The sequence below is a fragment of the Nocardioides marinus genome, from assembly GCF_013408145.1.
GTDB lineage: Bacteria > Actinomycetota > Actinomycetes > Propionibacteriales > Nocardioidaceae > Nocardioides > Nocardioides marinus.
The window spans coordinates 2,821,659-2,847,788 of the sequence record NZ_JACBZI010000001.1; the positions used below are offsets into that span (position 1 = coordinate 2,821,659).

Consider the following 26,130-nt stretch of genomic DNA (forward strand, 5'->3'; position numbering starts at 1 on the left):
CCCGAGTGGTGGATGGGTGCGAGCGAGTGAACCCGCGATCCCCCCGGGCCGACCAGAGGTGGGCAGGGTCAGGTTCTTGCACTGCGAGAAGATGAGCCAGGATGGCGCGGTGCGCATCGCCACCTGGAACGTCAACTCCCTCCGCACCCGCATCGACCGCGTCGAGGCCTTCCTCGACCGGCACGACGTCGACGTGCTGGCCGTGCAGGAGACCAAGGCCCGCGAGGAGCAGCTGCCGCTGATGGGGCTGCAGTCGCGCGGGTACGACGTCGCCGCCGTCGGCTACAACCAGTGGAACGGCGTCGCGCTGATCAGCCGCGTCGGCCTCGAGGACGTCACCGTCGGCTTCCCGGAGATGCCCGGCTTCGGCGACCCGGTCGCTGCGGAGGCACGTGCCCTCGGCGCGACCTGCGGCGGCGTACGCATCTGGAGCCTCTACGTCCCCAACGGCCGCAAGCCCGACGACCCCCACTACGGCTACAAGCTCGACTGGCTCGCCCGGTTGCGTACGGCGTCGGCCGGCTGGCTCGACACCCCGACCGCCCTGGTGGGCGACTGGAACATCTGCCCCACCGACGACGACGTCTTCGACGTCACGCAGTTCCGCACCAGCACCCACGTCACCCCGCCCGAGCGTGCCGCGTTCCAGGGCTTCCTCGACGACGGCTGGTCCGAGGTCACCCGCGAGCACGCCCCCGGCTACACCTACTGGGACTACTACCGTCAGCGCTTCGAGCGCGACCGCGGTCTGAAGATCGACTTCGTCCTCGGCTCCCCCGCCCTGGCGCAGCGCGTCACCGGCGCCTTCATCGACCGCGACGAGCGCGACCCCGCCCAGGGCGCAGGCGCCCCGTCGGACCACGCCCCGGTCGTGGTCGACCTGGTCTGAGCGCACGGGCCCTGCGAGGCGGCGTCGGTATACTCCGGGTATGACCGCCACGACGATCAAGGTCTCACGCGAGACTCGCGACCGCCTCAAGGCGCAGGCGGCGCGCAACAACCGCACCCTCGGCGAGCACCTGACCCGGCTCGCCGACGCTGGCGACCGTGAGCTCCGGTTCCAGGCGGTGCGCGAGGCGATGGCGCGCACCTCCGACGCAGACATGCGCAGCTACGAGGATGAGACCCGCGAGTGGCTGGACGCCGACCTCGGTGCCTGACATGAGGCCCGGCTCCGTCGTCTGGGCGTGGCTGGATCCATCGGTGGGGCGTGAGCAGGCGGGGCGACGACCGGTCGTGGTCGTCTCGTCCGCAGGCCACCTCGACACCGTCGACACCCTCGTCATCGTGGTCCCCGTGTCGCGCACTGATCGCGGCTGGCCCCACCACGTCCCCCTCAGCGGGGACGGCCTCCCTGCCGGCGTCGCGATGACCGAGCAGCCGCGCACGATCAGCCGGTCCCGTCTCGACTCCCCGATCGGTGTCGTGGAGGATCAGTGCCTCGCCTCGATCCGCCGATGGCTGGTGGACTGGCTCGACCTCGCCTGACCCGCGCGTCGGGAGTCGACTGTCGGTGCTGGCCGTCACCCTGGTCGCATGAGCCTCTCCACCACCCTCGCGCTGCTGCTGGTGCTGCTCGTGGGCATCGGCCTCGGTCTCGCGCTCGGCCTGGCCCTCGGGGTGCTGCGACGCCCCCTTCACGGTGGGTCCCTCGGCACCGGTGCCGGCGGGGAGGCGCGCGACACCGAGGTGCTCGAGGGGCTCGACCGGCTCCACGACACCCTGCGCGACCTCGAGCACGCCCGGGTCTCCTGGCAGGGCCAGCTGCACCAGCAGGTCGACGACGTACGCCGCTCGGCCGACGGCCTGCGCCGCGAGACCCAGCAGCTGACGACCGCGCTGCGCCGCCCGCAGGTGCGCGGCCGCTGGGGCGAGCTGCACCTGCGCCGCACCGTCGAGCTGGCCGGACTGGTGGACCGGTGCGACTTCTCCGAGCAGGTGCGCCTCGACGACGGCGCCCAGCGCCCCGACCTCGTGGTGCACCTGGCCGGGGGCCGCGACGTCGTGGTCGACGCCAAGGTGCCGCTCGACGCGTTCCTCGACGCGGCCGCGGCCACCGACGACGCCGAGCGCGACCACCACCTCACCCGGCACGCCCGCCAGGTGCGCACCCACGTCGACCAGCTCGGCTCGAAGGCCTACTGGAAGGCACTGGAGGGAGCACCGGAGTTCGTCGTGCTCTTCGTGCCGGCCGAGTCGTTCCTCTCCGCGGCGCTCGAGGCCGACCCGTCCCTGCTCGAGCACGCCGCCACCCGCCAGGTCGTGCTCGCCTCCCCCACCACGCTCATCGCACTGCTGCGCACCGTGGCGCAGGGGTGGCAGCACGAGGCGCTGGCCGAGCAGGCCCGCGCGATCCACCGGCTCGGGGTCGACCTCCACCAGCGGCTGCAGGTGCTCGACCGGCACCTCGACAACGTCGGCCGCTCGCTCAACGCCGCCGTCGGCCACTACAACCAGGCGATGGGCTCCCTGGAGTCACGGGTGCTGGTCTCGGCGCGCCGCTTCACCGAGCTCTCGGTCACCGACGAGGACCTGCCGGCCCCGCGGACCGTCGAGCTGCGGGCCGTCGAACGGTCCTTCGAGCGATCCCTCGAGCGCGAGGAGCAGCCGGTCGAGCGGGACCGGTCGACGGGCTGAGGGCTGGAGTGGGGGCACCGTCGGCGCGAACCTCACCGGGTCTCGACCCGCGGGTCACGGCTTCGCGGGCTCAGCCGTGCCGCTTGCTCGACCTTCGTTCGCGACGCCGCCCGCTCGTCCCTCGCGGGCAGCTGCTCACTCGAAGCGAGAAGAGTCCCCGGCTCCGTGCCGCAGCACCTCGGGAGCCCCGTCGGACCAGTCGACGACCGTCGTCGGCTCGGCGGGGGTCTCCCCGGCCTCGATGACGATGTCGACCTGGTGCTCGAGGTCCTCCTTGATCTCCCAGCCCATCGTGCGCGGCTCGGTCTCCCCCGGCAGGATCAGCGAGCTCGACAGCAGCGGCTCACCGAGCTCGGCGAGGATCGCTGAGACGACGCGGTGGTCGGGAATGCGCACGCCGACGGTCTTCTTCTTCGGGTGCAGCAGCCGCCGCGGCACCTCGGGGGTGCCGGGGAGGATGAACGTGTAGGGCCCCGGGGTGCACGAGCGGATCGTGCGGAACGCCGCGTTGTCGACGTGCACCAGCTGGCCGAGCTGGCCGAAGTCGGCGCAGACCAGGGTGAAGTGGTGCCGGTCGTCGAGGCCGCGGATCTTCAGGATCCGGTCGCGGCCGTCGCGGTTGCCGACCCGGCAGCCCAGCGCGTAGCCCGAGTCGGTCGGGTAGGCGATCAGGGCGTCGTCGTCGCGCAGCGCGGCCACGATCTGGCCGACCAGCCGCGGTTGCGGGTCGACGGGGTGGAGGTCGAGGTAGCGGGCCATGACGGGTCCTGTGCGCCAGCCGCGCCGTCAGCCCTGGGCGGCTGCGGCGGCGGCCTTGAGGTCGCGGCGCAGCTCCTTGGGCAGGGCGAAGATCAGCGACTCCTCGGCGCTCTGCACGGCCTTGGCGTCGGGGTAGCCGCGCTCGGCGAGGAACTCCAGCACCCCCTGCACCAGCGCCTCGGGCACGCTCGCGCCCGAGGTCACCGAGACGGTGCGGACCCCGTCGAGCCAGGCCTCGTCGATCTCCGAGGCATCGTCGACGCGGTACGACGACTTGGCGCCCGCCTCGAGGGCGACCTCGACCAGGCGCACGGAGTTGGAGGAGTTGCCGGAGCCGACGACGATCACCAGGTCGGCGTCCTGGGCGATCTCCTTGACCGCGAGCTGGCGGTTCTGGGTGGCGTAGCAGATGTCGTCGCTGGGCGGGTCGAGCAGCAGCGGGAACCGCTCGCGGATGGCCGCGACGGTCTCCAGCGTCTCGTCGACCGACAGCGTGGTCTGGGAGAGCCAGGCGACCTTCGCGGGGTCGCGGACCTCGATCTTGTCGACGTCCCACGGGCCCTCGACGAGCTGGATGTGCTCGGGGGCCTCGCCCGCGGTGCCCTCGACCTCCTCGTGCCCGGCGTGGCCGATGAGCAGGATGTCGTAGTCGTCGTTGGCGAACCGCTTGGCCTCGTGGTGGACCTTGGTCACCAGCGGGCAGGTCGCGTCGATGGTCTTCAGCTCGCGCTCCGCGGCCTGGGCGTGCACGGCCGGGCTCACGCCGTGGGCGGAGAAGACGACGGTCTCACCGGCCGGCACCTCGTCGAGCTCCTCGACGAAGATGGCGCCACGCGCCTCCAGGTCGGCCACGACGTGCTTGTTGTGCACGATCTGCTTGCGGACGTAGACAGGGGCGCCGTAGAGGTCCAACGCCTGCTCCACGGTCACGACGGCGCGGTCGACGCCGGCGCAGTAGCCGCGCGGCGCGGCCAGCAGCACCGCCTTGTCGGCCTCGTCGGGGGTCAGCACCGGGGGCATGCCCATGTCGGTCGTCATGCCTGCCATCGTACGGGCGTCGGCGCACTCCTCTAACCTCGCCGCATGGCCCTGGAGACCTCCCCCACCGCGCCGGTCGCGGTGCGCACGGTCGCCAACGCCATCGGCGGGTGGATCGACCGCCTGGGAGCGGTGTGGGTCGAGGGCCAGGTGGCCCAGCTCAACCGGCGTCCCGGCATGGCCACGGTCTTCCTCACCCTGCGCGACACCGTGGCCGACATCTCGGTCACCGTGACCGCCGCCCGCACCTACGTCGACTCCCTGCCCACCCCGCTCGTGGAGGGCGCGAGCATCGTCGTGCACGCCAAGCCCTCCTACTACGCCAACCGCGGCACGCTCTCGCTGCAGGCCCGCGAGATCCGGATGGTCGGGCTCGGCGAGCTGCTCGCCCGGCTCGAGCAGCGTCGGCAGCTGCTGGCCGCGGAGGGGCTCTTCGCCGCCGACCGCAAGCGCGACCTGCCCTTCCTGCCGCAGCGCGTCGGCCTGGTGACCTCCCCCGGCAGTGCCGCCGAGCGCGACGTCCTGGAGAACGCGCGCCGCCGCTGGCCGGCCGTCGAGTTCGAGGTCGTCGGGTCCTCGATGCAGGGCCCGCGCTGCGCCGGCGAGGTCATCGAGGCGCTCGAGCGGCTCGACCGTCGCCCCGACGTCGACGTCGTGGTGGTCGCACGCGGAGGCGGGTCGGTCGAGGACCTGCTGCCCTTCTCCGACGAGGGCCTGGTCCGCGTCGTGTTCGCGATGACCACCCCGGTCGTCTCCGCGATCGGCCACGAGCAGGACGCCCCGCTCCTCGACCTGGTCGCCGACGTGCGTGCCTCGACCCCCACCGACGCCGCCAAGCTGGTCGTCCCCGACGTCGCCGAGGAGCTGCGCGGGGTCGAGTGGGCGCAGGAGCGGCTGCGGACGCTGGTGCGCTCCCACCTCGACCGCGAGCAGCACCTGCTCGACGGCCTCCGGTCGCGCCCCGCCCTCGCCGACCCGCGCAGCCTCGTGGCCCAGCGCGTGGACGAGCTGCGGCTGCTGCGCGAGCGCGTCCGGCGTACCTTCGGCCACCGCCTCGACCGGGCCGCCGACGACGTCGCCCACCAGCGTGCCCGGGCCCGCGCCCTGTCGCCGCTGGAGACGCTGCGCCGTGGGTACGCCGTCCTCCAGGACGACCAGGGGCACGTGCTCACCTCCGTGGCCGGCGTCGCGGCCGGCGCCGCGCTGAGCGTCCGGGTCGCCGACGGCCGGGTGCGCGCCACCGCAGACGGCACCGAGCCCGACCCACTTCCCACCGACCCGCAGACAGACCCGCAGAGCACCGAGGAGACCGATGACTGAGCAGACCGGGAGCACCGGGCAGGAGTCCACCTCCTACGAGGAGGCCCGCGAGGAGCTCGTCGACGTCGTCCGTCGCCTCGAGGCCGGCGGCACCACGCTCGAGGAGTCGCTGGCCCTGTGGGAGCGCGGCGAGCAGCTCGCCCGGGTCTGCCAGCGCTGGCTCGACGGCGCCCGGGAGCGCCTCGACAAGGTGCTCGAGGCCGACGCCGACTGACCGGACCGACCGACGGTCCCGGTCAGCTCGACGCAGCGGCGGCGGGTGCGTCCAGGCGGACCCCGGCGATGACGGGTCGGCTCAGCGCGACGACCGCCACCAGCACGCACAGCGCCGCACAGCCGAGCTCGACGCTGCGCGTGCCCAGCGCCAGGGCCAGGGGCCCCACGAGCAGCTGTCCCACCGGCATCCCGACGAAGGAGAAGAAACCGTCGATCGACTGGATGCGCGACAGCATCTCCTCGGGCACCTTCTCCTGCACCGTCATGTTCCAGGCGAGGTCCAGCACGCTCAGGGACGCGCCGGTGCCGGCGAAGGCGACGGAGAGCAGCAGCAGGTCCACCGACGTCCCCAGGACCAGCATCGGGAGCCCCATCGCCGCGAAGGCCACCATGATCACGACCATCGGTCGTCTGATCACGACCCGCGAGAGCGACAGGGCCATCACGAACACGCCGACCGCCTGCGCGGACTGAGCCAGGCCCCAGCCCTCGCTGCCGATCGTGTCCTCGGCGATGGTCGGGCCGAGCACCCCGACCGCACCTGCGAAGAGGGCGTTGAAGACCAGGGCGCAGCTCGAGGCCGGGATCACCCAGCCCAGCTCCCGGGCGAAGGACCACCCGGCCCGCAGGTCACCGAGGACGCTGTCCTGACGGTCGGGGCGCTCCCCCGGAGGCAGTCGCATCAGGGTCAGGAAGCCGGCCGCGACGAAGAACGTCGCCGCGTCGATCGCCAGGGCGTAGCCCGGCCCCGCGGTGGCGACCAGCAGACCGGCCAGGGCGGGGCCGCCGATCGTGGTGGCGCTGCGCGACTGCGACATCAACAGGTAGCCCGCCTGGCGCAGCTCGCGCGGCAGCAGCACCGGCACCATCCCGTGCTCCGCGGGATAGCTCACGGCCGACGCGGTCCCGCTGACCAGCTGGAGCACGACGAGGTGCCAGATCTCGGCGTACCCCGTGATCACCAGCACCGCGGTCATCGTCTGGGCCACCGCCTCGACCAGGTTGCAGCCGCGCAGCACCAGGCCGCGCGGCATCCGGTCGGCGAGGGCGCCGCCCAGCAGCATGAAGGCGACCATGGGGACGGTCCATCCCGCCAGCACCGCACCGAGGGCTGCTGGCGAGTCGCTGATCGCCAGCACCGCGAAGGCCAGCGCGATGCCGGACATCGAGCTGCCCGCGGAGTTGACCAGCTGGCCGAGGAAGAACCAGCGGAAGGCGGGCACCCGGAGCGGCGCCGTCCGGGACGAGGTCACCGGCGCAACCTAGGCGCGGCGGCCGTCCGGGGCCACCGATTTCGCTGACGGCGCAGCGGCCGGCGGGATCAGGCGGTGCTCACCCGACGGTGAGCAGCGAGCCCACGACCTCGCGCAGGTCCTCGTCGGGGGCCGAGCCGTAGACGATGGTCACCACCGGGTCGCGGCGCTGCTCGCCGACCCGGACGTACGCCGTGTCGCCGCCCTCGTCGCCGAAGACCTGCCACTGACCCGACTCGCCGTCCCCGTCGGTCAGCTCCACCGACCCGTCCTCGCTCACGGCGTCGTCGACGAGTCGCTCGAGCAGCTCGTCGAGGTCCTCGCGACCGTGGTAGACGCCCACGAACCTCTCGTCGGCGGTGAGCAGCGCCAGCGAGAACGAGGGGTCCGCCGGGTCGTACGCGAGGTTGTTGACGCGCCAGCCCTCAGGCAGCGTCTCGGGGTAGGCGAGGGCGGCGCCGTTCTCCGCGAGCGCGGTCATCGAGGCGTCGTAGTCGATCGGTGCGGGTTCGAACTCCGCCTCGTCACGGAAGAGCCCCAGCGCCAGCCAGATCAGCACCACGGCGACCACCATGACGATCATCGCGCCGACCAGGCCGCCGAAGGAGCGGTTGTAGCCACCGGGCCGACCGGCGGGAGGACTCGTCTGGCTCACGGCGACATCCTCACAGGTGACCGGTGACGACCCTCGAGCAGCCATCGTCTCTCCGCAGATGCGGACTGGCATGGCAATTCTTGACGCAGATGCGGCATGCTGGGGCGGTGACCACGTACCGGATCGCGGAGGCCGCCGAGCTCCTCGGCGTCAGCGACGACACCCTGCGCCGGTGGGTCGACGCCGGCCGGCTGCCGGCCGCGCAGGAGGACGGCCGCACCGTCGTCCCGGGCCCCGCCCTCGCCGCGTTCGCCGCGGACCTGGCCAGCACCCCCGATCCCGGGCGCGGGGCAGCCGTCAGCGCCCGCAACCGCCTCGTCGGCATCGTCACCGCCGTCAAGAAGGATACCGTCATGGCGCAGGTCGACATGGTCTGCGGTCCCTACCGACTGGTGTCCCTGATGTCGACGGAGGCGGCCGAGGAGCTCGGGCTCGAGCCCGGCTCACGCGTCGTGGCCTCGGTGAAGTCGACCAACGTCGTGGTGGAGCTGCCGTGAGGTCTCGTGACGGGGTGGTCTCGACGCCCGCTCGTCGCTGGCGCTCCTCACTGCTCGACCACCACCAGGGGCCCGCTCGTCGCTGGCGCTCCTCACTGCTCGACCACCACCAGGGGCCCGCTCGTCGCTGGCGCTCCTCACTGCTCGACCACCACCAGGGGCCCGCTCGTCGCTGGCGCTCCTCACTGCTCGACCACCACCAGGGGCCCGCTCGTCGCTGGCGCTCCTCACTGCTCGACCACCCGCAGGGGCCCGCCCAACGAGTGGTCGTGGCACTGGCCATCGTCGGCACGCTCGCGCTGAGCGGGTGCGGGGGCGAGGACGACGAGCAGACCCTGACGGTGCTGGCCGCGGCGTCGCTGACCGAGACCTTCACCGCGCTCGCCGAGGAGTTCGAGGCCGAGCACACCGGCGTCACGGTGCGGCTGGCCTTCGACTCCTCTGCCACCTTGGCCCAGCAGGCCCTCGAGGGTGCGCCCGCCGACGTGCTGGCGACCGCCGACGAGCGCACCATGGACCTGGCCCGGGAGGCGCTGGCCACCGAGCCGCGGACCTTCGCCAGCAACTCGCTGGTCCTGGTCGCACCGGCCGACGGGCGCGCCGAGGTGGACGGGTTCGACGACGTGGCGAGCGGCAGGGCGTCGTACGTCGCGTGCGTCCCGACCGCCCCCTGCGGCGCCCTGTGGGTGGCGCTCGCCGCCGACCAGCAGGTCGACGCGCAGCCGGTCAGCCTCGAGGTCGACGTCAAGGCGGTGCTCGCGAAGGTGGTCGCCGACGAGGCCGACGCGGGGGTCGTCTACGCGACCGACGCCGTCAGCGCCGGGCCCGCCGTGGCGACCCTCGCCATCCCGGGCGCGGACGCGTTCACCACCACCTACCCGGCGGCCGTGCTGGACCAGGCGCGGGAGCCCGGCCTGGCGGAGGAGTTCGTGGAGCTGCTGCTCTCCGAGGTCGGGAGGGACGTCCTCGACGCCGCGGGGTTCGCGCTGCCGTGACCTCCGCCAGTACGCCGTCGCGCGCGCCCTCGCTCGGTCGGCCGCCGCTCCTCCTGCTGCTGCCGGGGTCGCTCGGCGCCGCCCTGCTCGTCGTGCCGCTGGTCGCCCTGGTCCTCGACACCCCGTGGCGCGACCTCGGCACCCAGCTGGCCGACCCCGCCGTCCGCGACGCGCTCTGGCTCTCCGCCCTGACCTCCGCCCTCACCGTCGGGCTCTGCGTGCTGCTGGGGACGCCGCTGGCCTGGCTGCTGGCGCGGGTGGAGTTCCCGGGGCGCCGACTCCTGCGGGGGCTGGTGGCGGTCCCGCTGGTGCTGCCTCCGGTCGTCGCGGGCGTCGCGCTCGTGGCGGCGCTGGGCCGCAACGGGCTGGTCGGGGCGCCGCTGCTGGCCGCGACCGGGTGGACGATCCCCTACACGACGGCCGCGGTGGTGCTGGCGCACACGTTCGTCTCGTTGCCGTTCTTCGTGCTCAGCGTCGAGGGGGCGCTGCGCACCGCGGGCGAGCGCTTCGACGTCGTGGCCGCGACGCTGGGCGCGGACCGCTGGACCACATTCCGGCGGGTCACGCTGCCCTTGGCGCTGCCGGGCCTGGCCGCCGGGTGCGTGCTGGCGTGGGCGCGCAGCCTGGGTGAGTTCGGCGCGACGATCACCTTCGCCGGCAACTTCCCCGGCAGCACCCAGACGATGCCGTCGCTGATCTACACCACGCTGCAGGCCGACCCGGCCGCCGCGCGCACGCTCTCGATGCTGCTGCTCGTGGTCTCGATCGGGGTCCTCGTCGGGCTGCGTCGACGCTGGCTGGTGACCCCGTGAGCTACCACCGGGAGGGGCTTGACCTCGACGTGCGGGTCCCCGGCCGGCTCACCGCCGCGCTCGGGACCGGCCGCGGCGAGGTCGTCGCGGTCATCGGCCCCAACGGCGCCGGCAAGAGCACGCTGCTCTCCGCCGTCGCCGGCCTGCTGCCCGTCGCCGGGCGGATCACCGTCGACGGCCGCGACTGGAACGCTCCCCCGCTCCCCGTCCGCGAGCGCGGCGTCGGCCTCGTGCCGCAGGACCGCTCCCTGTTCCCCCACCTCAGCGCCCTCGAGAACGTCGCCTTCGGGCTCCGCGCCCGCGGCGCACGCCCCGGCCCGGCCCGGGCCCGTGCCCAGGAGTGGCTCGACCGGCTCGGCGTCGGCGACCTCGGCCGCCGACGTCCCCACGAGCTCTCCGGCGGGCAGGCGCAGCGGGTCGCCCTCGCCCGCGCGCTCGTCACCGACCCTGCCGTGCTGCTGCTGGACGAGCCGTTCGCGGGGCTCGACGTGGGTGTGGCGACGTCGTTGCGGATCTCGCTGGCCGAGCACCTGGCGTCGTACCCGGGGGTGACGCTGCTGGTGACCCACGACGCCCTCGACGCGCTCACCCTGGCCGACCGGGTGGTGGTCCTCGACGGCGGCGAGGTCGCCCAGACGGGCACCCCTCGCGAGGTCGCGGCGCGCCCCCGTACCGAGCACGTGGCCCGGCTGGTGGGGCTCAACGTCGTGGCCGACCGCGACCGCGACGTACGCCGCAGCTTCCCGCCCAGCGCCGTGACCGTCTCCCTGACCCGGCCCGAGGGGTCCGCGCGGCTCACGTGGCGCGGCCGGGTCGCCGGCACGACCCCGCACGGGGACGCGCTGCGGCTGCTGGTCGTCACCGACGCCGGGCCGGAGCTGCTCGCCGACGTCACCCCGGCCGCGGCCGTGGACCTGGGGCTGACCGCGGGTCGAGAGGTCTGGCTGACCGTGAAGGCCACCGCGACGACGACCGATACCATGCGCCCATGAGCGAGCCCGACGGCCTCCAGGTCGCCCCGCAGTCCCCTGACCGCAACCTCGCGCTGGAGCTGGTGCGCGTCACCGAAGCAGCCGCCATGGCCGCCGGACGCTGGGTCGGCCGCGGCGACAAGAACGGCGCCGACGGCGTGGCGGTCAACGCCATGCGGGTGCTCATCTCCACCATCGGCATGCGCGGCACCGTCGTGATCGGCGAGGGCGAGAAGGACAACGCGCCGATGCTGTTCAACGGCGAGGAGGTCGGCGACGGCACCGGTCCCGAGTGCGACGTCGCGGTCGACCCCATCGACGGGACCACCCTGACCGCCAAGGGCATGACCAACGCCGTCTCGGTGCTCGCAGTGTCCCCGCGCGGCTCGATGTACGACCCGTCGGCGGTGTTCTACATGGAGAAGCTCGTCACCGGCCCCGAGGCCGCCGACGTCGTGGACATCCGCGCCTCGGTCGCCGAGAACGTCGCGGCCGTCGCCAAGGCCAAGGGCAAGCGCCCCGAGGACGTCAAGGTCGTCCTGCTCGACCGTCCCCGCCACGAGCAGCTGGCCGAGGAGATCCGCGAGACCGGCGCGATGATCAAGTTCATCACCGACGGCGACGTGGCCGGCGCGATCATGGCCGCCCGCCCCGACACCGGCGTGGACATGCTGCTCGGCATCGGCGGCACGCCCGAGGGCATCATCACCGCCTGCGCGATGAAGTCGATGGGCGGCGTGATCCAGGGGCGGCTGTGGCCCACCGACGACGAGGAGCGCCAGCGCGCCATCGACGCCGGCCACGACCTCGACGCGGTGCTCGACACCGACACCCTCGTGACCGGCGACGACTGCTTCTTCGTCGCCACCGGCATCACCGACGGCGAGCTGCTCGAGGGTGTGCGCTACAGCGCCAACTCCGTCAGCACCCACAGCCTGGTGATGCGCTCGCGCAGCGGCACGATCCGCACCATCCGCTCCGAGCACAAGCTGTCGAAGCTGCGCGCCTACTCCGCGGTCGACTTCGACCGCTGACCCGCTTCGCCGGCGGCGTCGAGGGGGTCGAGCAGGGTCGAGGCGGCGCAACCTTTCCGGAAGGATGCGCCGGCTCGGCGACCCTCAGGCGGTGGCGACCCGCAGCGTCGAGGCCGCGACGGACTCCTCGCGGTGGCTGCGCAGGGCCGAGAGCACCTGGTCGCCGACCCGGGGGTCCACGGCCATGCCGATGTGGGAGGCCTTGACCTCGACGTGGGCGGCGGCCGGGTCCAGGCAGGCGCGCCAGTCGACGATCCCGTCGTTGCGGGAGTAGATGGCGGTGAAGGAGACCTCGGCGGGCAGGGCGACCTGGCACTCCTGGAAGGACTCCAGCGCGCACTCCCCACCCACGCAGGTCTCGTTCATGACGCCGCTGACGCCGACCTTCGACATCGCCACGAGGCCGAGGACGAAGACCGTGAGCGAGCGGTGGTGGGCGCCGGGCGCGAGCACCGGGCTGCCCATCGTCACGATGCCGCTGACCAGGTCGGGCCGTCGGGCGGCGACGCCGCGGGCGAGCATGCCGCCCAGGCTGTGCCCGACGATCTGCACGCGCTGCTCACGACGGGCGACGATCGCCTCGAGCCGCGACTCGATCATCTCGGCGGTGTCGAGGGTGCAGCCCATGTTGGCCAGCGGGATCCCGGCCCGGTAGGTGCGGTGCCCCTCGCGGCGCAGCCGGCGCGCCAGCGCCGCCAGCGTGTAGTCGCCGGCCATGAACCCGGGCACGAGCAGCACCGGGTCGGCGTCGCGACTGGTCGACCCGCCGGCGTACGGCGCACGCGTGCGCACCGCCGACAGGCCACGGACGGCGTGCCGTGACGCCTCGCCGACGATGCGACCCTCGTGCAGCATCCGGACCAGCGGCGGGCGACGGAAGTCGTCGGGCAGCAGGAAGGATGCGACCGGGTTCTTGTTCATCCTTCAACGTTACGACGTCGTAACTCCTCCTGTGAGGTGAGACACGTCGAAACGGACACCTGTGGTCCACAGATGGCCCGTACGGTCTACTGGCCCCATGACCCATCCGGTCACCGACCTGCTCCGAGCGCCCGTCAGCACCGGCGTCGAGCTGTGCTACCAGACCTTCGGCGACCCCGACGGGGAGCCGTTGCTGCTCGTGATGGGTCTCGGCGGGCCGCTCACGTGGTGGGACGACGTGCTGTGCCGTCGCCTCGCCGACGAGGGCTTCCACGTGATCCGCTTCGACAACCGTGACGCCGGCCGGTCCAGCCGGGTGCCCGGGAGGGTCACGCGGGGCACGCTGGTGCGGGCCTTCACCGGGCTGCCGGTGCGCGCGCCGTACTCCCTCGACGACATGGCCGCCGACGGCTTCGGCCTCCTGGACCACCTCGGCATCGAGTCCGCGCACGTCGCCGGCATCTCCATGGGCGGGATGATCGTGCAGACCATGGCACTGGCGGCCCAGCCGCGGGTGCGGTCGATGACGTCGATCATGTCGACCACCGGCCGGCGCACCGTCGGCTGGCAGCACCCGTCGCTGCTGCCGCCCCTGCTCACCGGGGGCCGCACCGGCCGCGAGGCGTACGTCGCGCAGAGCATGCGGATGTGGTCGCTGCTCGGCTCCCCGGCCTACCCGGTCGCCGCCGAGGAGAACCGCGTCCGCGCCGAGGAGACCTGGGACCACGGGGTCAGCGCCGCGGGCACGCTGCGGCAGATGGTGGCCATCCTGACCCAGCCCGACCGCGAGCCGCGCCTGCGCGGGCTGCGGGTGCCCAGCCTGGTCGTGCACGGGCTGGCCGACCGGATGGTCCACGTCTCCGGCGGCCGGGCCACCGCGGCGGCGATCCCCGGTGCCGAGCTCGTCCTCGTCGACGGGATGGGGCACGACCTGCCCGAGGAGCTCTTCGACACCTTCGCCGCCGCCATCCGGCGTACGGCCGACCGGGCGACCCGCGCAGGGGGGTGAGGCGCCGGGACGCCGCGATGGCCTAGACCGGTGTCATGACACCGGCAACGAGGCCGCGCACACCGGTCGCGGCGACGCCCCGGCGCACCCGGGTCGGCGTGGCGGTGGCCTGTCTCGGGCTGCTCGCCGCCCTGGCCGCCTGCGGGTCCTCGGGGAAGCCCACGCTGACGTGGTACCTCAACCCGGACGGCCAGGAGACCCTCGACGCGATCGCCGAGGCCTGCAGCACCGAGGACTACGACATCCAGACCCGGCTGCTGCCCACCAGCGCCACCGACCAGCGGGTCCAGCTCGCCCGTCGGCTCGCCGCCGAGGACGCCCAGACCGACCTGATGAACCTCGACCCGGTCTTCGTCCCCGAGTTCGCCAACGCCGGCTGGCTGCTGGAGCTGCCGGAGGACACCGTCACCGACGACACCCTCGAGGGCATCGCCGAGACGGTCCGGTGGGACGAGGGCGTCTACGCCGCTCCCCTGTGGGCCAACACCCAGGTGCTCTGGTACCGCCGCTCCCTGGCCCAGGAGGCCGGCCTGGACATGGGCGGCCCGGTGACGTGGGAGCAGGTCATCGACGCGGCCGCGTCGGTCGACGGCGCGACCGTGGGCGTGCAGGCCAACAAGTACGAGGCCTACGTCGTGTGGATCAACGCGCTGATCCTGGGCGCCGGCGGCCAGGTCCTGGAGAACCCCCAGGACGGCCGGGACGCCGAGGTCACCCTCGACTCCGAGGCCGCCACCGAGGCGGCGCGGGTGATCGAGGCGCTGGCGAGCTCCGACGCCGCGCAGGGCGACCTGTCGGTCTCCAACGAGGGCACGGCGCTGGCCTACATGTTCGGCTCCGACAGCCCGGGCGAGTTCATGACCAACTGGACGTTCGTCTACAAGAACTACGAGCCCTCCGACGCCAACGACTACACCCGCGAGCAGTTCGAGGACCTCGCCTGGGCGCGCTACCCGCGCACGGTGCCGGACCGGCCCTCTGCACCGCCCGTAGGCGGCATCGACGTGGGCGTCGGCGCGTTCACCGCCTATCCAGACTTCGCCCGCGAGGCCGTCGCCTGCATCACCAGCGTCGAGCACCAGGTCGAGCTGGCGGTCACCGACGGCCTGATGCCGGCCACCCAGAGCGGGTACGACGCGCCGCGGCTCGCCGACGCCTACCCATCCGACCTGCTCGAGCTGTTCCGCACCAGCGTCGACGAGGGCGGACCGCGCCCGAAGAGCGCGTTCTACGCGACGGTCTCCGGGGCGATCCAGGCGACCTGGCACTCACCGACCGAGGTGGACCCGCGCTCCACGCCCGCCGAGTCCGAGGAGTACCTCCGGGCCGTGCTCGAAGGGAAGGCCCTGCTGTGACCTCCGTCGTCGCCACACCCCAGACCGACGCCGGGGACGTCCCACCCGAGGTCAGCGAGCGGGTCCGCCACGAGAACCGGCTCGGCCAGCGCCTGGTGGCGCCCGCGGTCGTCGTCATGCTGATCGTCACCGCGTTCCCGATCCTGCGCGCGCTCTACCTCTCCTTCTACAGCTACTCGCTCACGGCCCCGGACGAGCGCGAGCTCATCGGGTTCTCCAACTACGTCACAGCCCTGACCGACCAGCTGTTCTGGCGCGACATCGGGGTGACGGTGCTCTACATGGTCGTGACCGTCGCGATCGAGCTGGTCATCGGCTTCGCCTTCGCGCTGGTCATGCACCGGGTGATCTTCGCCCGCGGCCTGATCCGGACCTCGATCCTCATCCCCTACGGCATCATCACCGTCGTCTCGGGCTTCGCCTGGCAGTTCGCCTTCACCTACCAGAACGGCTTCGTCAACGGCTGGTTGCCGTTCATCGACGCCGACTTCAACTGGTTCGGCGACACGGTGCCGGCAGTCATCGCGATCATGGTCTCGGAGATCTGGAAGACCACGCCGTTCATGTCCCTGCTGCTGCTCGCCGGGCTGGCGCAGGTCAGCGAGGACATGGTGGAGGCGGCGAAGGTCGACGGCGCCACCTGGTGGCAGCGGATGTGGAAGGTCGTCATCCCGAACATGCGGGCGGCGATCATGGTGGCGGTGCTCTTCCGGGCCCTGGACGCCTACCGGATCTTCGACAACATCTTCGTGATGACGGCCGGGGCCGAGGGCACCGAGTCGATCTCCTTCCTGACCTACCGGCAGAGCATCGAGCAGTTCCAGCTCGGGATGGGCTCGGCGCTGGCGGTGCTGCTGTTCCTCTCGGTGCTGCTGGTGGCCTTCACGATCGTGAAGCTCTTCCGCGTCGACCTCGCCCAGGCCCGAGGAGAGTGAGGCACCCGTGAACGAGCTGAAGCAGAAGATCGGACTGGGCGTCGGGGTGGCGCTGGTGCTGGCATGGTGCCTGCTGCCGGTCGCCTGGATCCTCTCGCTGTCGTTCAAGAGCCAGGCCGCGGTGTCCAACGGGTCCGACCCGGGCTTCCTGCCCCTGGACTCCTTCGCCGGGCTGGAGAACTACCGCGCGGTCTGGGAGGACGACCAGTTCCGCCGGGCGATCATCAACTCCATCGGCATCAGCCTGATCGCGACCGTGCTGTCGGTCGTGATCGCCACGCTGGCGGCGTACGCGATCGCCCGTCTGGAGTTCAAGGGCAAGAAGATGGTGCTGACCACGGCGCTGGCGATCGCGATGTTCCCGGTGGTCAGCCTGGTCAGCCCGCTGTTCGACCTGTGGCGCACGATCGGGCTCTACGACACCTGGCCGGGGCTGATCCTGCCCTACATGTCCTTCACGCTGCCGCTGGCGATCTGGACCCTGTCGGCGTTCTTCCGCGAGATCCCGTGGGAGATGGAGCAGGCGGCGCAGGTCGACGGCGCCACGTCGTGGCAGGCCTTCCGCAAGGTCATCGTCCCGCTGGCGGCCCCCGGCGTCTTCACCGCCGCCATCCTCACCTTCTTCTTCGCGTGGAACGACTTCGTCTTCGGCATCACGCTGACCTCCACCGAGGCGGCGCGCCCGATCCCGGCGGCGCTCTCGTTCTTCGTGGGGCCGGACCCGTTCCAGCGGCCCGCCTCCCTGCTCGCCGCGGCCGCCGTGGTCGCGACGATCCCCATCGTCCTCATCGTCCTGTTCTTCCAGCGCAAGATCGTCGCCGGCCTCACCTCCGGCGCAGTGAAGGGGTGACCCGTGGCCGCCATCAGCCTCCGCAACATCGTGAAGAAGTACGGCGACGGGTTCCCGGCCGTCAACGACGTGTCGATCGAGATCGCCGACGGTGAGTTCGTGATCCTCGTCGGCCCCTCCGGCTGCGGGAAGTCCACGCTGCTGCGGATGATCGTCGGGCTGGAGGACATCACCTCCGGCGACATGGTCATCGGGGACCGCAAGGTCAACGACCTCGCGCCCCGGGAGCGCAACCTGGCCATGGTCTTCCAGAACTACGCGCTCTACCCCCACCTGTCGGTCTACGAGAACATCGCCTTCCCCCTGCGGCTGGCGGGCGCCTCCGACGAGGAGGTGGACGAGAAGGTCCGCAACGCCTCCAGGACCCTCGAGCTCGACGAGCACCTCGAGCGCAAGCCCGGCAACCTCTCGGGCGGTCAGCGCCAGCGGGTGGCCATGGGCCGGGCGATCGTCCGGGACGCCGACGCCTTCCTCTTCGACGAGCCCCTGTCCAACCTCGACGCCAAGCTGCGCGGGCAGATGCGCACGGAGATCTCCCGGCTGCAGAAGCGCCTGGGCATCACCACGGTCTACGTCACGCACGACCAGACCGAGGCGATGACCCTGGGCGACCGGGTGGCCGTGCTCAAGCGCGGCCTGCTCCAGCAGCTGGCGACGCCGCGCGAGCTCTACGAGAACCCGGGCAACCTGTTCGTCGCCGGGTTCATCGGCTCACCGCCGATGAACTTCCTGCCCGCCGAGGTGGAGGGCACCCGGCTCACCCTGCCCTTCGGCTCGGTGGAGATCGGCGAGGAGAAGGCCTCGCGGGCCCGGGACCGCGGGCTGCTGATCGCCGGCATCCGCCCCGAGCACTTCGAGGACGCCGCGATCGCCGACAAGCAGGGCTCGGAGTCCAGCTTCACCGCGACCGTCGAGGTCGTGGAGTGGCTGGGCAACGAGACCTACGCCTACATCCCGTTCGAGGCGCCCGAGGAGGTGCAGCAGCAGCTCAAGCAGCTCGAGCAGGACCTCGACGGGGAGTCGCTGCGCACCCAGCTCGTGGTCACCCTCGACGGGGCCTCACGCATCAGCGAGGGCGACGAGGCGGAGATCTGGATGGATGCCTCGCGCATCCACCTCTTCGACCCCGCCACGGGCGAGAACCTCACCGTCGACCGCGAGCACGCGGGTGAGATCCCCGCGGAGGCGGTCGAGGTCGGCGCCGGCGCGTGAGCCGTGGCTCCGCCTGAGCCGGGCCGGTCCGCGACGTACGCCGAGGACCGACCCGGCCGGTGGGGTCAGTCCGAGAGCCGCTCGCCGGTCTCGGTGTCGAAGACGTGCACGTGCTGGGGGTCGGTCGTCACGTGGATGACCTCGCCCTTGCGGCCGTGGCTGCGCCCGCTCGTGCGCACGATGAGCGCCGAGGGGGTGCCCTCGACGTCGGAGGTGCCGTAGACGTAGGCGTCCGCGCCGAGCTCCTCGACGACGGTGGTGGTGACCGGCAGGCCCTCCCCCGCGCCCACGATCCGCCAGTTCTCGGGCCGCACGCCGATGGTGATGCGGCCGTTCATCTTCTGGGCGGCGGCCGGGTCGACGGGCACCTCGTACCCGCCGATCAGCGCCTTGCCGTCCTTGGCGACGGCCTCGATGAGGTTCATCTGCGGGGAGCCGATGAAGCCGGCGACGAAGAGGTTGGCCGGCTTGTCGTAGAGCTTCAGCGGGGTGTCGACCTGCTGCAGCACTCCGAGCTTCATGACCGCGACCCGGTCGCCCATCGTCATCGCCTCGACCTGGTCGTGGGTGACGTAGACGGTGGTGATGCCGAGGTCCTGCTGGAGCTTGGCGATGTCGGTGCGGGTCTGGACACGCATCTTGGCGTCGAGGTTGGACAGCGGCTCGTCCATGCAGAAGACCTGCGGCTGGCGCACGATCGCCCGACCCATGGCCACGCGCTGGCGCTGACCACCGGAGAGGGCCTTGGGCTTGCGGTCGAGGAACTCGGTGAGGCCGAGCATCGTCGCCGCCTCCTTGACCCGCTTGGTGCGCTCCTCGGTGGGCATCTTGGCCATCTTCAGGGCGAAGCCCATGTTCTCCGCGACGCTCATGTGCGGGTAGAGCGCGTAGTTCTGGAAGACCATCGCGATGTCGCGGTCCTTGGGCGGGAGGTGGGTGATGTCGCGGTCACCGATCCTGATGGTGCCCGAGTTCACCTCCTCCAGACCCGCGAGCATGCGCAGGGTCGTGGACTTGCCGCAGCCGGAGGGGCCGACGAGCACCATGAACTCGCCGTCCTCGATCTCCAGGTCGATGCCCGGCACGGCGGGGACGTCGGCCCCCGGGTACCAGCGCTGGGCCTTCTCGAAACTCACAGACGCCATTGATTCCCATCTCCTTCACCGGCAGGCACGTGCCGGACGATCCGTCGTGAAGTGACGCGTGTCACGCTACCCGATGCGCAAGCGCTTTCACACCCCGGTCGCCACTCTCGTCCGGAAGGGAGGAGCCCGCCCCTCCTACCTGCCGCCGGCCCGGGCGCGACGAGGACGGCGGTACCCTCGTCGCTCGTGAGCGAAGCAGAGTTCCGCTATTCCGACCTCCTGCCCACCGGGGCCGACCAGACGCCGTACCGGCTGATCACGACCGAGGGCGTCTCGACCGTGGAGGTCGACGGGCGCACGTTCCTCAAGGTCGACCCGGAGGCGATCCGGCGCCTGACCGCGGAGGCGATGCACGACATCGCCCACTACCTGCGGCCCGCCCACCTGGCCCAGCTGCGCAAGATCATCGACGACCCCGAGGCGTCGGGCAACGACCGGTTCGTGGCCACGGACCTGCTCAAGAACGTCAACATCTCCGCCGGCGGGGTGCTGCCGATGTGCCAGGACACCGGCACCGCCATCGTCATGGGCAAGAAGTCCGAGGGCGTGCTCACCGGCGCCGAGGACGGCGAGGCGATCAGCCGGGGGGTCTACGACGCCTACACGAAGCTGAACCTGCGCTACTCCCAGCTCGCTCCCCTGACGACGTACGAGGAGAAGAACACCGGCACCAACCTGCCGGCACAGATCGAGATCTACTCCACCACCGAGGGCCCCAAGGGACCGGAGTACAAGTTCCTCTTCATGGCCAAGGGCGGCGGGTCGGCCAACAAGTCCTTCCTGTTCCAGGAGACCAAGGCGATCCTCAACCCCAAGCGGATGCTGAGCTTCCTCGACGAGAAGATCCGCTCCCTCGGCACCGCCGCCTGCCCGCCGTACCACCTGGCCGTGGTCATCGGCGGCACCAGCGCGGAGTTCGCCCTCAAGACCGCGAAGTACGCCTCGGCGCACTACCTCGACAACCTCCCGACCGAGGGCTCGATGAGCGCCCACGGCTTCCGCGACCTCGAGCTGGAGGAGGAGGTCTTCAAGCTCACCCAGGACTTCGGGATCGGCGCGCAGTTCGGCGGGAAGTACTTCTGCCACGACGTCCGCGTCGTCCGGCTGCCGCGCCACGGCGCCTCCTGCCCGGTCGCGATCGCGGTCTCGTGCTCGGCCGACCGACAGGCGCTGGGCAAGATCACCGCCGACGGCGTCTTCCTCGAGCAGCTCGAGACCGACCCGGCGAAGTACCTCCCCGAGACCACCGACTCCTCGCTCGAGGGGGACGTGGTGCAGGTCGACCTCAACCGCCCGATGGCCGAGATCCTGCAGACGCTCTCGCAGCACCCGGTCAAGACCCGGCTCTCGCTGACCGGCCCGCTGGTCGTGGCCCGCGACATCGCCCACGCCAAGATCCAGGAGCGCCTGGACGCCGGCGAGGACATGCCGCAGTACCTGAAGGACCACGCGGTCTACTACGCCGGGCCGGCCAAGACGCCCGAGGGCTACGCGTCGGGCTCGTTCGGCCCCACCACCGCCGGGCGGATGGACTCCTACGTGCAGTCCTTCCAGGCCGCCGGCGGCTCGATGGTGATGCTGGCCAAGGGCAACCGCTCCAAGGTCGTCACCGAGTCCTGCGCCGAGCACGGCGGCTTCTACCTCGGCTCCATCGGCGGCCCCGCCGCCCGGCTGGCCCAGGACTGCATCAAGTCCGTCGAGGTGCTGGAGTACCCCGAGCTGGGCATGGAGGCGGTCTGGAAGATCGAGGTCGAGGACTTCCCCGCGTTCATCGTCGTCGACGACAAGGGCAACGACTTCTTCACCGACCCGTCGGGCGCGGTGACCGTGCCGCTCTCGGGGATCCGGGTGCGCTCGGCGGAGTGAGGCGGTTTCACCACCCGGGTGGTGGAACGGGCACTGGTCGACCGGAACTCCGTGAGACCAGCGGCAGCTCCGTACGACCAGTGCCCGCCGGTGCGCGTCAGTTGCGGTTGGACCCGGCCCGGCTGTTGGGGCCCGTCGGGCCCTCGTCGACCTCGCCGGACTCCCCGTCGGGCTGGCCCGCGACCGCCTGGTCGTCACTGATCGGCTCGTCGGCGCCGTCCATGCTCTGCACCTCGGAGACCTGACCCTCCGCGGTGTCGTGCTCGGACTCAGGGGTGGGCGACTGGTCGGTCATGGTCCCGACGGTAGGTCGCAGATCCTCCCAATCCCTCACCCGGCCGTCGTGCATGCCCGCGCCGGCACCGGGCAGCATGGAGCCCATGCCGGACCTCTCCCCCCTGCCCGCGCCCGACACGGAGGTCGAGTACGCCGAGGTGGCCCGCGCCGAGTCCGAGCGCGGTGAGCTGGTGCTGCGCCAGCGCCGCGAGGGCGAGGGCCCGGTCGTGCTGGAGCTGCGCGCCAACGGGGTGTTCGTCATGGACACCCGGGAGGTCGGCAGCGAGCGGGCCCTGGCCACGGCAGCGCTGGCGGTCGTGGAGCAGCCGCGTGCCGTCGTCGTGGGCGGCCTGGGCCTGGGCTTCACGTTGCGCGAGGTGCTGACCGACCCACGGGTCGAGCGGGCCGCGGTCGTCGAGATCGAGCAGTCGCTGGTCGACTGGATGCGGGACGGGACGGTCCCGCACGGCCCCACGCTGCTGGCCGACGAGCGGGTGACGGTGGTGGTCGCCGACGTGGCCGCCGCCCTCGAGGAGGCCCGCCCGGCGTCGTACGACCTGGTGCTGCTGGACGTCGACAACGGCCCCGGCTACCTGGTGCACGACGAGAACGCCGCGATCTACCGCGCCCCGTTCCTGCGTACGGCGGCGCGGGCCCTGCGCCCGGGCGGTGCCGTGGTCGTGTGGTCGGCCCAGGAGTCGCCGGCGCTGGAGCGAGCGATGCGCGAGGCCCTCGGCGAGTGCGAGGTGCATCCGCACCCGGTGCTGCTGCAGGAGCGCGAGGAGACCTACTGGCTCTACCTGGCCCGGGTCTGAGGGCCGGCGCCTCCTACTGCGGGCGCGGGGCGTCCGCGGGGACCGGGTCGGGGGGCTCCATGTCCCCGTGCGCCTCGTGCTCGCGCTGGCGCACCGCCACGCGGATCTGCTCGAGGTTGTTGCGCAGCAGGTCGGAGACCAGCTCGTCCATGCGCGGGTCGCTGAGCATGTCGACGATGACGCGCAGCACCGTCTCGGAGACCTCCGAGACCACGGTGTCGTAGCCGGGCAGCTTGCTGACCAGGCGCACGTTGGGGTCGGCGCGCACCTTCTCGGCCACCATGTCCTTGAGCTCGTCGTGGTTCTCCAGCAGCGCGTCGGAGATGTTGCGGGTGTAGTGGCCCGTGCGGATGACCGCGACGACCTCGTCGAGCACCACGATGGTCAGCGGTCGCTTGACCATCTCGAGCAGCCGGTAGGCCAGCCGGCTGGCCCGCCGCACCACCCACGGTCGACGCATCCCCAGCCGCACCAGCACGCCCCCGACGACCGCGGAGGCGATCGAGCCGCCGATGACGATGCCGAGCACGAGCAGCAGCACCTCGAGGGTGCTCAGGTCCTCCAGCCACTGCGCCATGACGGCACCCTACGAGCCCGGCGCGTCACCCGAGCGGGGCGTTGAGCGACAGGCCTCCGCCCCAGGCCCACCAGGCGCCGGTCGCCAGCAGGGCCACGGCGAGCACGATCGGCCACCAAGCGGCGCGTCGTCGAGCCGTCGCGACCGGTCCGAGCGCCAGCGGCGCCACCAGCGCCGGCATCAGCAGCAGGCTGGGGTAGGCCCAGTCGAAGTCCATGCCGCTGTGCAGGACCAGCACCAGCAGGGCCGCTCCCGCACCCACGCGCACCCCCTCCCCCCGGCGTACGACGCCGGGCAGCCCGCGGCACACGGCGACCGCGAGCACGATCGTGACCGCCAGCAGCGGCAGGCCCAGCAGGAGGCCTCCGTCCGTGAGCCCCTGCAGGAACCCGTTGTGGACGTAGGCCGTCCGACCGGCCCGCGCGCCCACCCCCACGGCCTCGGTCGCGGCCCGGAACCCGTCGAACCCGGCCCCGGTGAGCGGCCAGCGCTCGAAGACCTGCCACGCGGCCGCCCAGTCCTCGAGCCGCGTGACGCCGTTGCCGACGAAGCTCTCCGACCGCGCGGCGGTGCCGGCGGTCGGGGACACCCGCTCGGCGAAGAAGGGCGGGCCGGTGAGCACGACGCTGACCGCGACGCCCAGGGCACCCGCGAGCAGGACCTTGACGCGGGGCAGGAGCGCCCGGCCGCCGACGAGGGCCAGGACCAGGGTGAACCCGAGCAGCAGCGACAGCTGCGACCCCCTGCTGGTGGAGAAGAAGGTGCCCGCGATGCACAGCGGAGCGACCACCCAGCCCAGCAGCGCCAGGGAGCCGTCGCGGACGACGGTGGCGAGGGCGAGGACCCCGATCGCCGCGAGGAAGATGCCGACCTGGTTGTGCCAGTAGAAGGTGCCCTGGAACAGCTTCTCGGGGTCCTGGGCGCCCCACCAGGGCAACCACCCGGCGGCGAACTGCGCGCCGCCGGCGCCGAGCAGCGCCACCAGGAGCAGCGTGCGGCGGACCTCGGCGTGCGCGCGCTCGTCCTCGTCGCCCACCCACGCCAGCAGGACCAGGCCGGTGGCCGCCGCCAGGACCCAGGCAGCGGCGTCGTCACGACCGGCCCACCCCGTGGGCGAGAACGCGACCACGAGGCAGGCGCCGACGGCCAGCGCACCCGCCGGCAGCGTGGCCCAGGGCGACAGGGAGCGTTCGGGGCGGACGGCCAGCCAGGCGAGCGCGGTCAGCACGCAGGCGACCGACAGCAGGTGCGGCTCGCGGCCACCGGTGCCCCAGGTCAGGTACGTCGCCCACCAGGCCAGCACGGCGACGACCGCGACGTCGGGCGCCCAGGCGCGCAGCGCCACCAGTCGGCCGGGGCGCGGCTCGGCGGACGGATCGGGCTCGCGCGGGGTCGGGTGTGCCGGCGGGGCGAAGATCGTCACGGGGTGGGTCTCGGCGCGGCGTACCCCGTCCTTGAGCGCTGCCTCGACCCGTACGAGCCCCGAGCACGAGCTCCGAGCACGTCGAGCCGGCGTATCAATACGCCGGCTCGGCACCCCACCCCCACGAGGCTGGGGCGCGCCGGCGCTGCGGCGTAGGTTCGGGAGCGTGAGCGAGCAGGAGTACCGCACCGAGCACGACTCCATGGGCGAGGTCCGCGTCCCCGTCGACGCCCTGTGGCGCGCGCAGACCCAGCGGGCCGTGGAGAACTTCCCCATCAGCGGCACGCCGGTCGAGCCGGCGCTGGTGCACGCGATGGGGCACGTGAAGGCCGCGGCCGCCGTCGCCAACGGCGAGCTGGGCGTGCTGTCGGCCGAGCAGGCCGAGGCGATCGAGCGGGCCGCCTCGGCCGTGGCCGACGGCGCGCACGACGACGCCTTCCCGGTCGACGTCTTCCAGACCGGCTCGGGCACCAGCTCCAACATGAACGCCAACGAGGTCGTCGCGACGCTCGCCGGCCGCGCAGGGGTCGAGGTGCACCCCAACGACCACGTCAACGCCAGCCAGTCCAGCAACGACACCTTCCCCACCGCGATCCACGTGGCCGCGGCGACGAGCGTGGTCGACGACCTGCTGCCCGCGCTCGAGGTGCTGGCGGGCTCCCTCGAGGCGAAGGCCGAGGAGTTCGCGGGGCTGGTGAAGGCCGGGCGCACCCACCTCATGGACGCCACGCCGGTGATGCTGGGCCAGGAGCTCTCCGGGTACGCCGCCACCGTGAGGTACGCCGCGGAGCGGCTCGACTCCGTGCTCCCCCGGGTCCGCGAGCTCCCGCTCGGCGGCACCGCCGTCGGCACCGGCATCAACACCCCCGACGGCTTCGCGGCCCGCGCCATCGAGGCGCTCGGCGAGCGGACCGGCCAGCCGTTCACCGAGGCCCGCAACCACTTCGAGGCCCAGGGCACCCGCGACTCCCTCGTCGAGCTGTCCGGGGTCCTGAAGACCTACGCGGTCGGGCTGACCAAGATCTGCAACGACCTGCGCTGGATGTCCTCGGGCCCGACCACCGGCCTGGCCGAGATCCACCTCCCCGACCTGCAGCCCGGGTCGAGCATCATGCCCGGCAAGGTCAACCCGGTCCTGCCCGAGGCGACGCTGATGGTGTGCTTCCAGGTCGTCGGCAACGACGCCGCCGTGACCGCCGCCGGTGCCAGCGGCTCCTTCGAGCTCAACGTCGCGATGCCGGTGATCGCGCGCAACGTGCTGGAGTCCGTGCGGCTGCTCGCCGCCTCCTCCCGCGAGCTGGCGACCCGCTGCGTGGACGGCATCACCGCCGACGCCGACCGGATGCGCACCTACGCCGAGTCCTCGCCCTCGGTCGTCACCCCGCTCAACAAGCACCTCGGCTACGAAGAGGCCGCCAAGGTCGCCAAGGCGGCGCTGGCCGAGGGCCGCACCATCCGCGAGCAGGTGCTCGCCATGGGGTACGTCGAGCGCGGCGACCTCACCGAGGCCGAGCTGGACGCGGCGCTGGACGTGGAGTCGATGACGGGCCGCTGACCGG

At 72.3% G+C, this 26,130-nt stretch carries 28 protein-coding genes; 19 read left to right on the forward strand and 9 right to left on the reverse strand.

Annotation, left to right across the window (positions count from 1 at the left end):
* The first annotated feature begins 91 nt into the window (after nt 1–91).
* The 4 genes from BKA05_RS13390 to BKA05_RS13405 are packed head-to-tail and all read left to right on the forward strand — an operon-like array spanning nt 92 to nt 2,637.
* Nucleotides 92–889, forward strand: coding sequence for an exodeoxyribonuclease III (locus BKA05_RS13390; RefSeq protein ID WP_218842409.1), 798 nt, complete (start codon nt 92–94; stop codon nt 887–889).
* Between the two features lie 40 nt (nt 890–929).
* Nucleotides 930–1,160, forward strand: a complete 231-nt coding sequence (locus tag BKA05_RS13395) for an antitoxin (RefSeq protein ID WP_179531870.1) — start codon at nt 930–932, stop codon at nt 1,158–1,160.
* A 1-nt stretch (nt 1,161) separates the two neighbouring features.
* Nucleotides 1,162–1,488 carry a type II toxin-antitoxin system PemK/MazF family toxin gene (locus BKA05_RS13400; RefSeq protein ID WP_246289803.1) on the forward strand — a complete coding sequence of 109 codons (327 nt, stop codon included), beginning with the start codon at nt 1,162–1,164 and terminating at the stop codon, nt 1,486–1,488.
* 48 nt (nt 1,489–1,536) lie between these two features.
* Nucleotides 1,537–2,637 (forward strand): DNA recombination protein RmuC, encoded by a 1,101-nt coding sequence (locus BKA05_RS13405; RefSeq protein WP_179531872.1) that lies wholly within the window; start codon nt 1,537–1,539, stop codon nt 2,635–2,637.
* A gap of 135 nt (nt 2,638–2,772) precedes the next feature.
* On the opposite strand, the gene BKA05_RS13410 is transcribed toward BKA05_RS13405, so the two are convergent.
* Together BKA05_RS13410 and BKA05_RS13415 are read right to left on the reverse strand one after the other, a co-directional pair.
* Entirely contained in the window at nt 2,773–3,396 is a 624-nt protein-coding gene (locus tag BKA05_RS13410; protein ID WP_179531873.1) for an L-threonylcarbamoyladenylate synthase, read from the reverse strand.
* 27 nt (nt 3,397–3,423) lie between these two features.
* The gene (locus BKA05_RS13415; RefSeq protein WP_179531874.1) at nt 3,424–4,434 is read right to left on the reverse strand and encodes a 4-hydroxy-3-methylbut-2-enyl diphosphate reductase; all 1,011 of its coding nucleotides are present in this window, start codon (nt 4,432–4,434) and stop codon (nt 3,424–3,426) included.
* 45 nt (nt 4,435–4,479) lie between these two features.
* Between BKA05_RS13415 and xseA the strand changes: the two genes are divergently transcribed.
* On the forward strand, nt 4,480–5,754 hold the full coding sequence (gene xseA, locus BKA05_RS13420; protein WP_179531875.1) for an exodeoxyribonuclease VII large subunit: 1,275 nt from the start codon (nt 4,480–4,482) through the stop codon (nt 5,752–5,754).
* Nucleotides 5,747–5,968 (forward strand): exodeoxyribonuclease VII small subunit, encoded by a 222-nt coding sequence (locus BKA05_RS13425; protein WP_179531876.1) that lies wholly within the window; start codon nt 5,747–5,749, stop codon nt 5,966–5,968. Before xseA ends, BKA05_RS13425 begins: the two co-directional genes overlap by 8 nt.
* 22 nt (nt 5,969–5,990) lie before the next feature.
* Here BKA05_RS13425 and BKA05_RS13430 read toward each other — a convergent pair whose 3' ends face one another.
* Both BKA05_RS13430 and BKA05_RS13435 read right to left on the reverse strand, forming a co-directional pair.
* Nucleotides 5,991–7,223, reverse strand: a complete 1,233-nt coding sequence (locus BKA05_RS13430; protein ID WP_179531877.1) for an MFS transporter — start codon at nt 7,221–7,223, stop codon at nt 5,991–5,993.
* Nucleotides 7,224–7,302: 79 nt separating this feature from the next.
* Entirely contained in the window at nt 7,303–7,878 is a 576-nt protein-coding gene (locus tag BKA05_RS13435) for a DUF4245 family protein (protein WP_179531878.1), read from the reverse strand.
* Nucleotides 7,879–7,985: 107 nt separating this feature from the next.
* Between BKA05_RS13435 and BKA05_RS13440 the strand changes: the two genes are divergently transcribed.
* The 5 genes from BKA05_RS13440 to glpX are packed head-to-tail and all read left to right on the forward strand — an operon-like array spanning nt 7,986 to nt 12,187.
* Nucleotides 7,986–8,375 (forward strand): TOBE domain-containing protein, encoded by a 390-nt coding sequence (locus tag BKA05_RS13440; protein ID WP_179531879.1) that lies wholly within the window; start codon nt 7,986–7,988, stop codon nt 8,373–8,375.
* Nucleotides 8,372–9,370, forward strand: a complete 999-nt coding sequence (gene modA / locus BKA05_RS19770) for a molybdate ABC transporter substrate-binding protein (protein ID WP_218842411.1) — start codon at nt 8,372–8,374, stop codon at nt 9,368–9,370. Before BKA05_RS13440 ends, modA begins: the two co-directional genes overlap by 4 nt.
* Complete coding sequence (locus BKA05_RS13450) at nt 9,367–10,182, forward strand: ABC transporter permease (protein WP_179531880.1); 816 nt, start codon at nt 9,367–9,369, stop codon at nt 10,180–10,182. Before modA ends, BKA05_RS13450 begins: the two co-directional genes overlap by 4 nt.
* Nucleotides 10,179–11,174, forward strand: a complete 996-nt coding sequence (locus BKA05_RS20505; protein ID WP_218842412.1) for an ABC transporter ATP-binding protein — start codon at nt 10,179–10,181, stop codon at nt 11,172–11,174. The genes BKA05_RS13450 and BKA05_RS20505 overlap by 4 nt, the downstream gene beginning before the upstream one ends.
* Nucleotides 11,171–12,187, forward strand: a complete 1,017-nt coding sequence (gene glpX / locus BKA05_RS13460; RefSeq protein ID WP_179531881.1) for a class II fructose-bisphosphatase — start codon at nt 11,171–11,173, stop codon at nt 12,185–12,187. Before BKA05_RS20505 ends, glpX begins: the two co-directional genes overlap by 4 nt.
* Before the next feature lie 84 nt (nt 12,188–12,271).
* Here glpX and BKA05_RS13465 read toward each other — a convergent pair whose 3' ends face one another.
* Complete coding sequence (locus BKA05_RS13465) at nt 12,272–13,108, reverse strand: esterase/lipase family protein (RefSeq protein WP_179531882.1); 837 nt, start codon at nt 13,106–13,108, stop codon at nt 12,272–12,274.
* 97 nt (nt 13,109–13,205) lie between these two features.
* Between BKA05_RS13465 and BKA05_RS13470 the strand changes: the two genes are divergently transcribed.
* From BKA05_RS13470 to BKA05_RS13490, 5 genes are read left to right on the forward strand one after another with little or no spacing between them, the layout of a single operon-like run.
* Complete coding sequence (locus BKA05_RS13470; protein ID WP_179531883.1) at nt 13,206–14,117, forward strand: alpha/beta fold hydrolase; 912 nt, start codon at nt 13,206–13,208, stop codon at nt 14,115–14,117.
* 35 nt (nt 14,118–14,152) lie between these two features.
* Nucleotides 14,153–15,472 carry an extracellular solute-binding protein gene (locus tag BKA05_RS13475; RefSeq protein ID WP_179531884.1) on the forward strand — a complete coding sequence of 440 codons (1,320 nt, stop codon included), beginning with the start codon at nt 14,153–14,155 and terminating at the stop codon, nt 15,470–15,472.
* Entirely contained in the window at nt 15,469–16,407 is a 939-nt protein-coding gene (locus BKA05_RS13480; protein ID WP_298759842.1) for a carbohydrate ABC transporter permease, read from the forward strand. Before BKA05_RS13475 ends, BKA05_RS13480 begins: the two co-directional genes overlap by 4 nt.
* Before the next feature lie 7 nt (nt 16,408–16,414).
* Nucleotides 16,415–17,257 (forward strand): carbohydrate ABC transporter permease, encoded by an 843-nt coding sequence (locus BKA05_RS13485; RefSeq protein WP_343045673.1) that lies wholly within the window; start codon nt 16,415–16,417, stop codon nt 17,255–17,257.
* A gap of 3 nt (nt 17,258–17,260) precedes the next feature.
* Entirely contained in the window at nt 17,261–18,469 is a 1,209-nt protein-coding gene (locus BKA05_RS13490; RefSeq protein ID WP_179531885.1) for a sn-glycerol-3-phosphate ABC transporter ATP-binding protein UgpC, read from the forward strand.
* Between the two features lie 65 nt (nt 18,470–18,534).
* On the opposite strand, the gene BKA05_RS13495 is transcribed toward BKA05_RS13490, so the two are convergent.
* A complete protein-coding gene (locus BKA05_RS13495; protein ID WP_179531886.1) occupies nt 18,535–19,614 on the reverse strand; it encodes an ABC transporter ATP-binding protein in 1,080 nt (359 codons plus the stop codon).
* A gap of 186 nt (nt 19,615–19,800) precedes the next feature.
* Between BKA05_RS13495 and BKA05_RS13500 the strand changes: the two genes are divergently transcribed.
* Nucleotides 19,801–21,480, forward strand: coding sequence for a FumA C-terminus/TtdB family hydratase beta subunit (locus tag BKA05_RS13500; protein WP_179531887.1), 1,680 nt, complete (start codon nt 19,801–19,803; stop codon nt 21,478–21,480).
* Between the two features lie 97 nt (nt 21,481–21,577).
* Here the strand turns inward: BKA05_RS13500 and BKA05_RS13505 are convergent, their stop codons facing one another.
* Entirely contained in the window at nt 21,578–21,775 is a 198-nt protein-coding gene (locus BKA05_RS13505; protein ID WP_179531888.1) for a hypothetical protein, read from the reverse strand.
* A gap of 85 nt (nt 21,776–21,860) precedes the next feature.
* Here BKA05_RS13505 and BKA05_RS13510 point away from each other — a divergent pair, with 85 nt between their 5' ends.
* Nucleotides 21,861–22,571: a spermine/spermidine synthase domain-containing protein gene (locus BKA05_RS13510; protein WP_179531889.1), complete on the forward strand. Its 711-nt coding sequence runs from the start codon at nt 21,861–21,863 to the stop codon at nt 22,569–22,571.
* A 13-nt stretch (nt 22,572–22,584) separates the two neighbouring features.
* Here the strand turns inward: BKA05_RS13510 and BKA05_RS13515 are convergent, their stop codons facing one another.
* Together BKA05_RS13515 and BKA05_RS13520 are read right to left on the reverse strand one after the other, a co-directional pair.
* A complete protein-coding gene (locus BKA05_RS13515) occupies nt 22,585–23,148 on the reverse strand; it encodes a hypothetical protein (RefSeq protein WP_179531890.1) in 564 nt (187 codons plus the stop codon).
* 25 nt (nt 23,149–23,173) lie between these two features.
* Nucleotides 23,174–24,571 carry an O-antigen ligase family protein gene (locus BKA05_RS13520; RefSeq protein WP_179531891.1) on the reverse strand — a complete coding sequence of 466 codons (1,398 nt, stop codon included), beginning with the start codon at nt 24,569–24,571 and terminating at the stop codon, nt 23,174–23,176.
* Between the two features lie 166 nt (nt 24,572–24,737).
* Between BKA05_RS13520 and BKA05_RS13525 the strand changes: the two genes are divergently transcribed.
* Nucleotides 24,738–26,126, forward strand: a complete 1,389-nt coding sequence (locus tag BKA05_RS13525) for an aspartate ammonia-lyase (RefSeq protein ID WP_179531892.1) — start codon at nt 24,738–24,740, stop codon at nt 26,124–26,126.
* Nucleotides 26,127–26,130 lie beyond the last annotated feature (4 nt).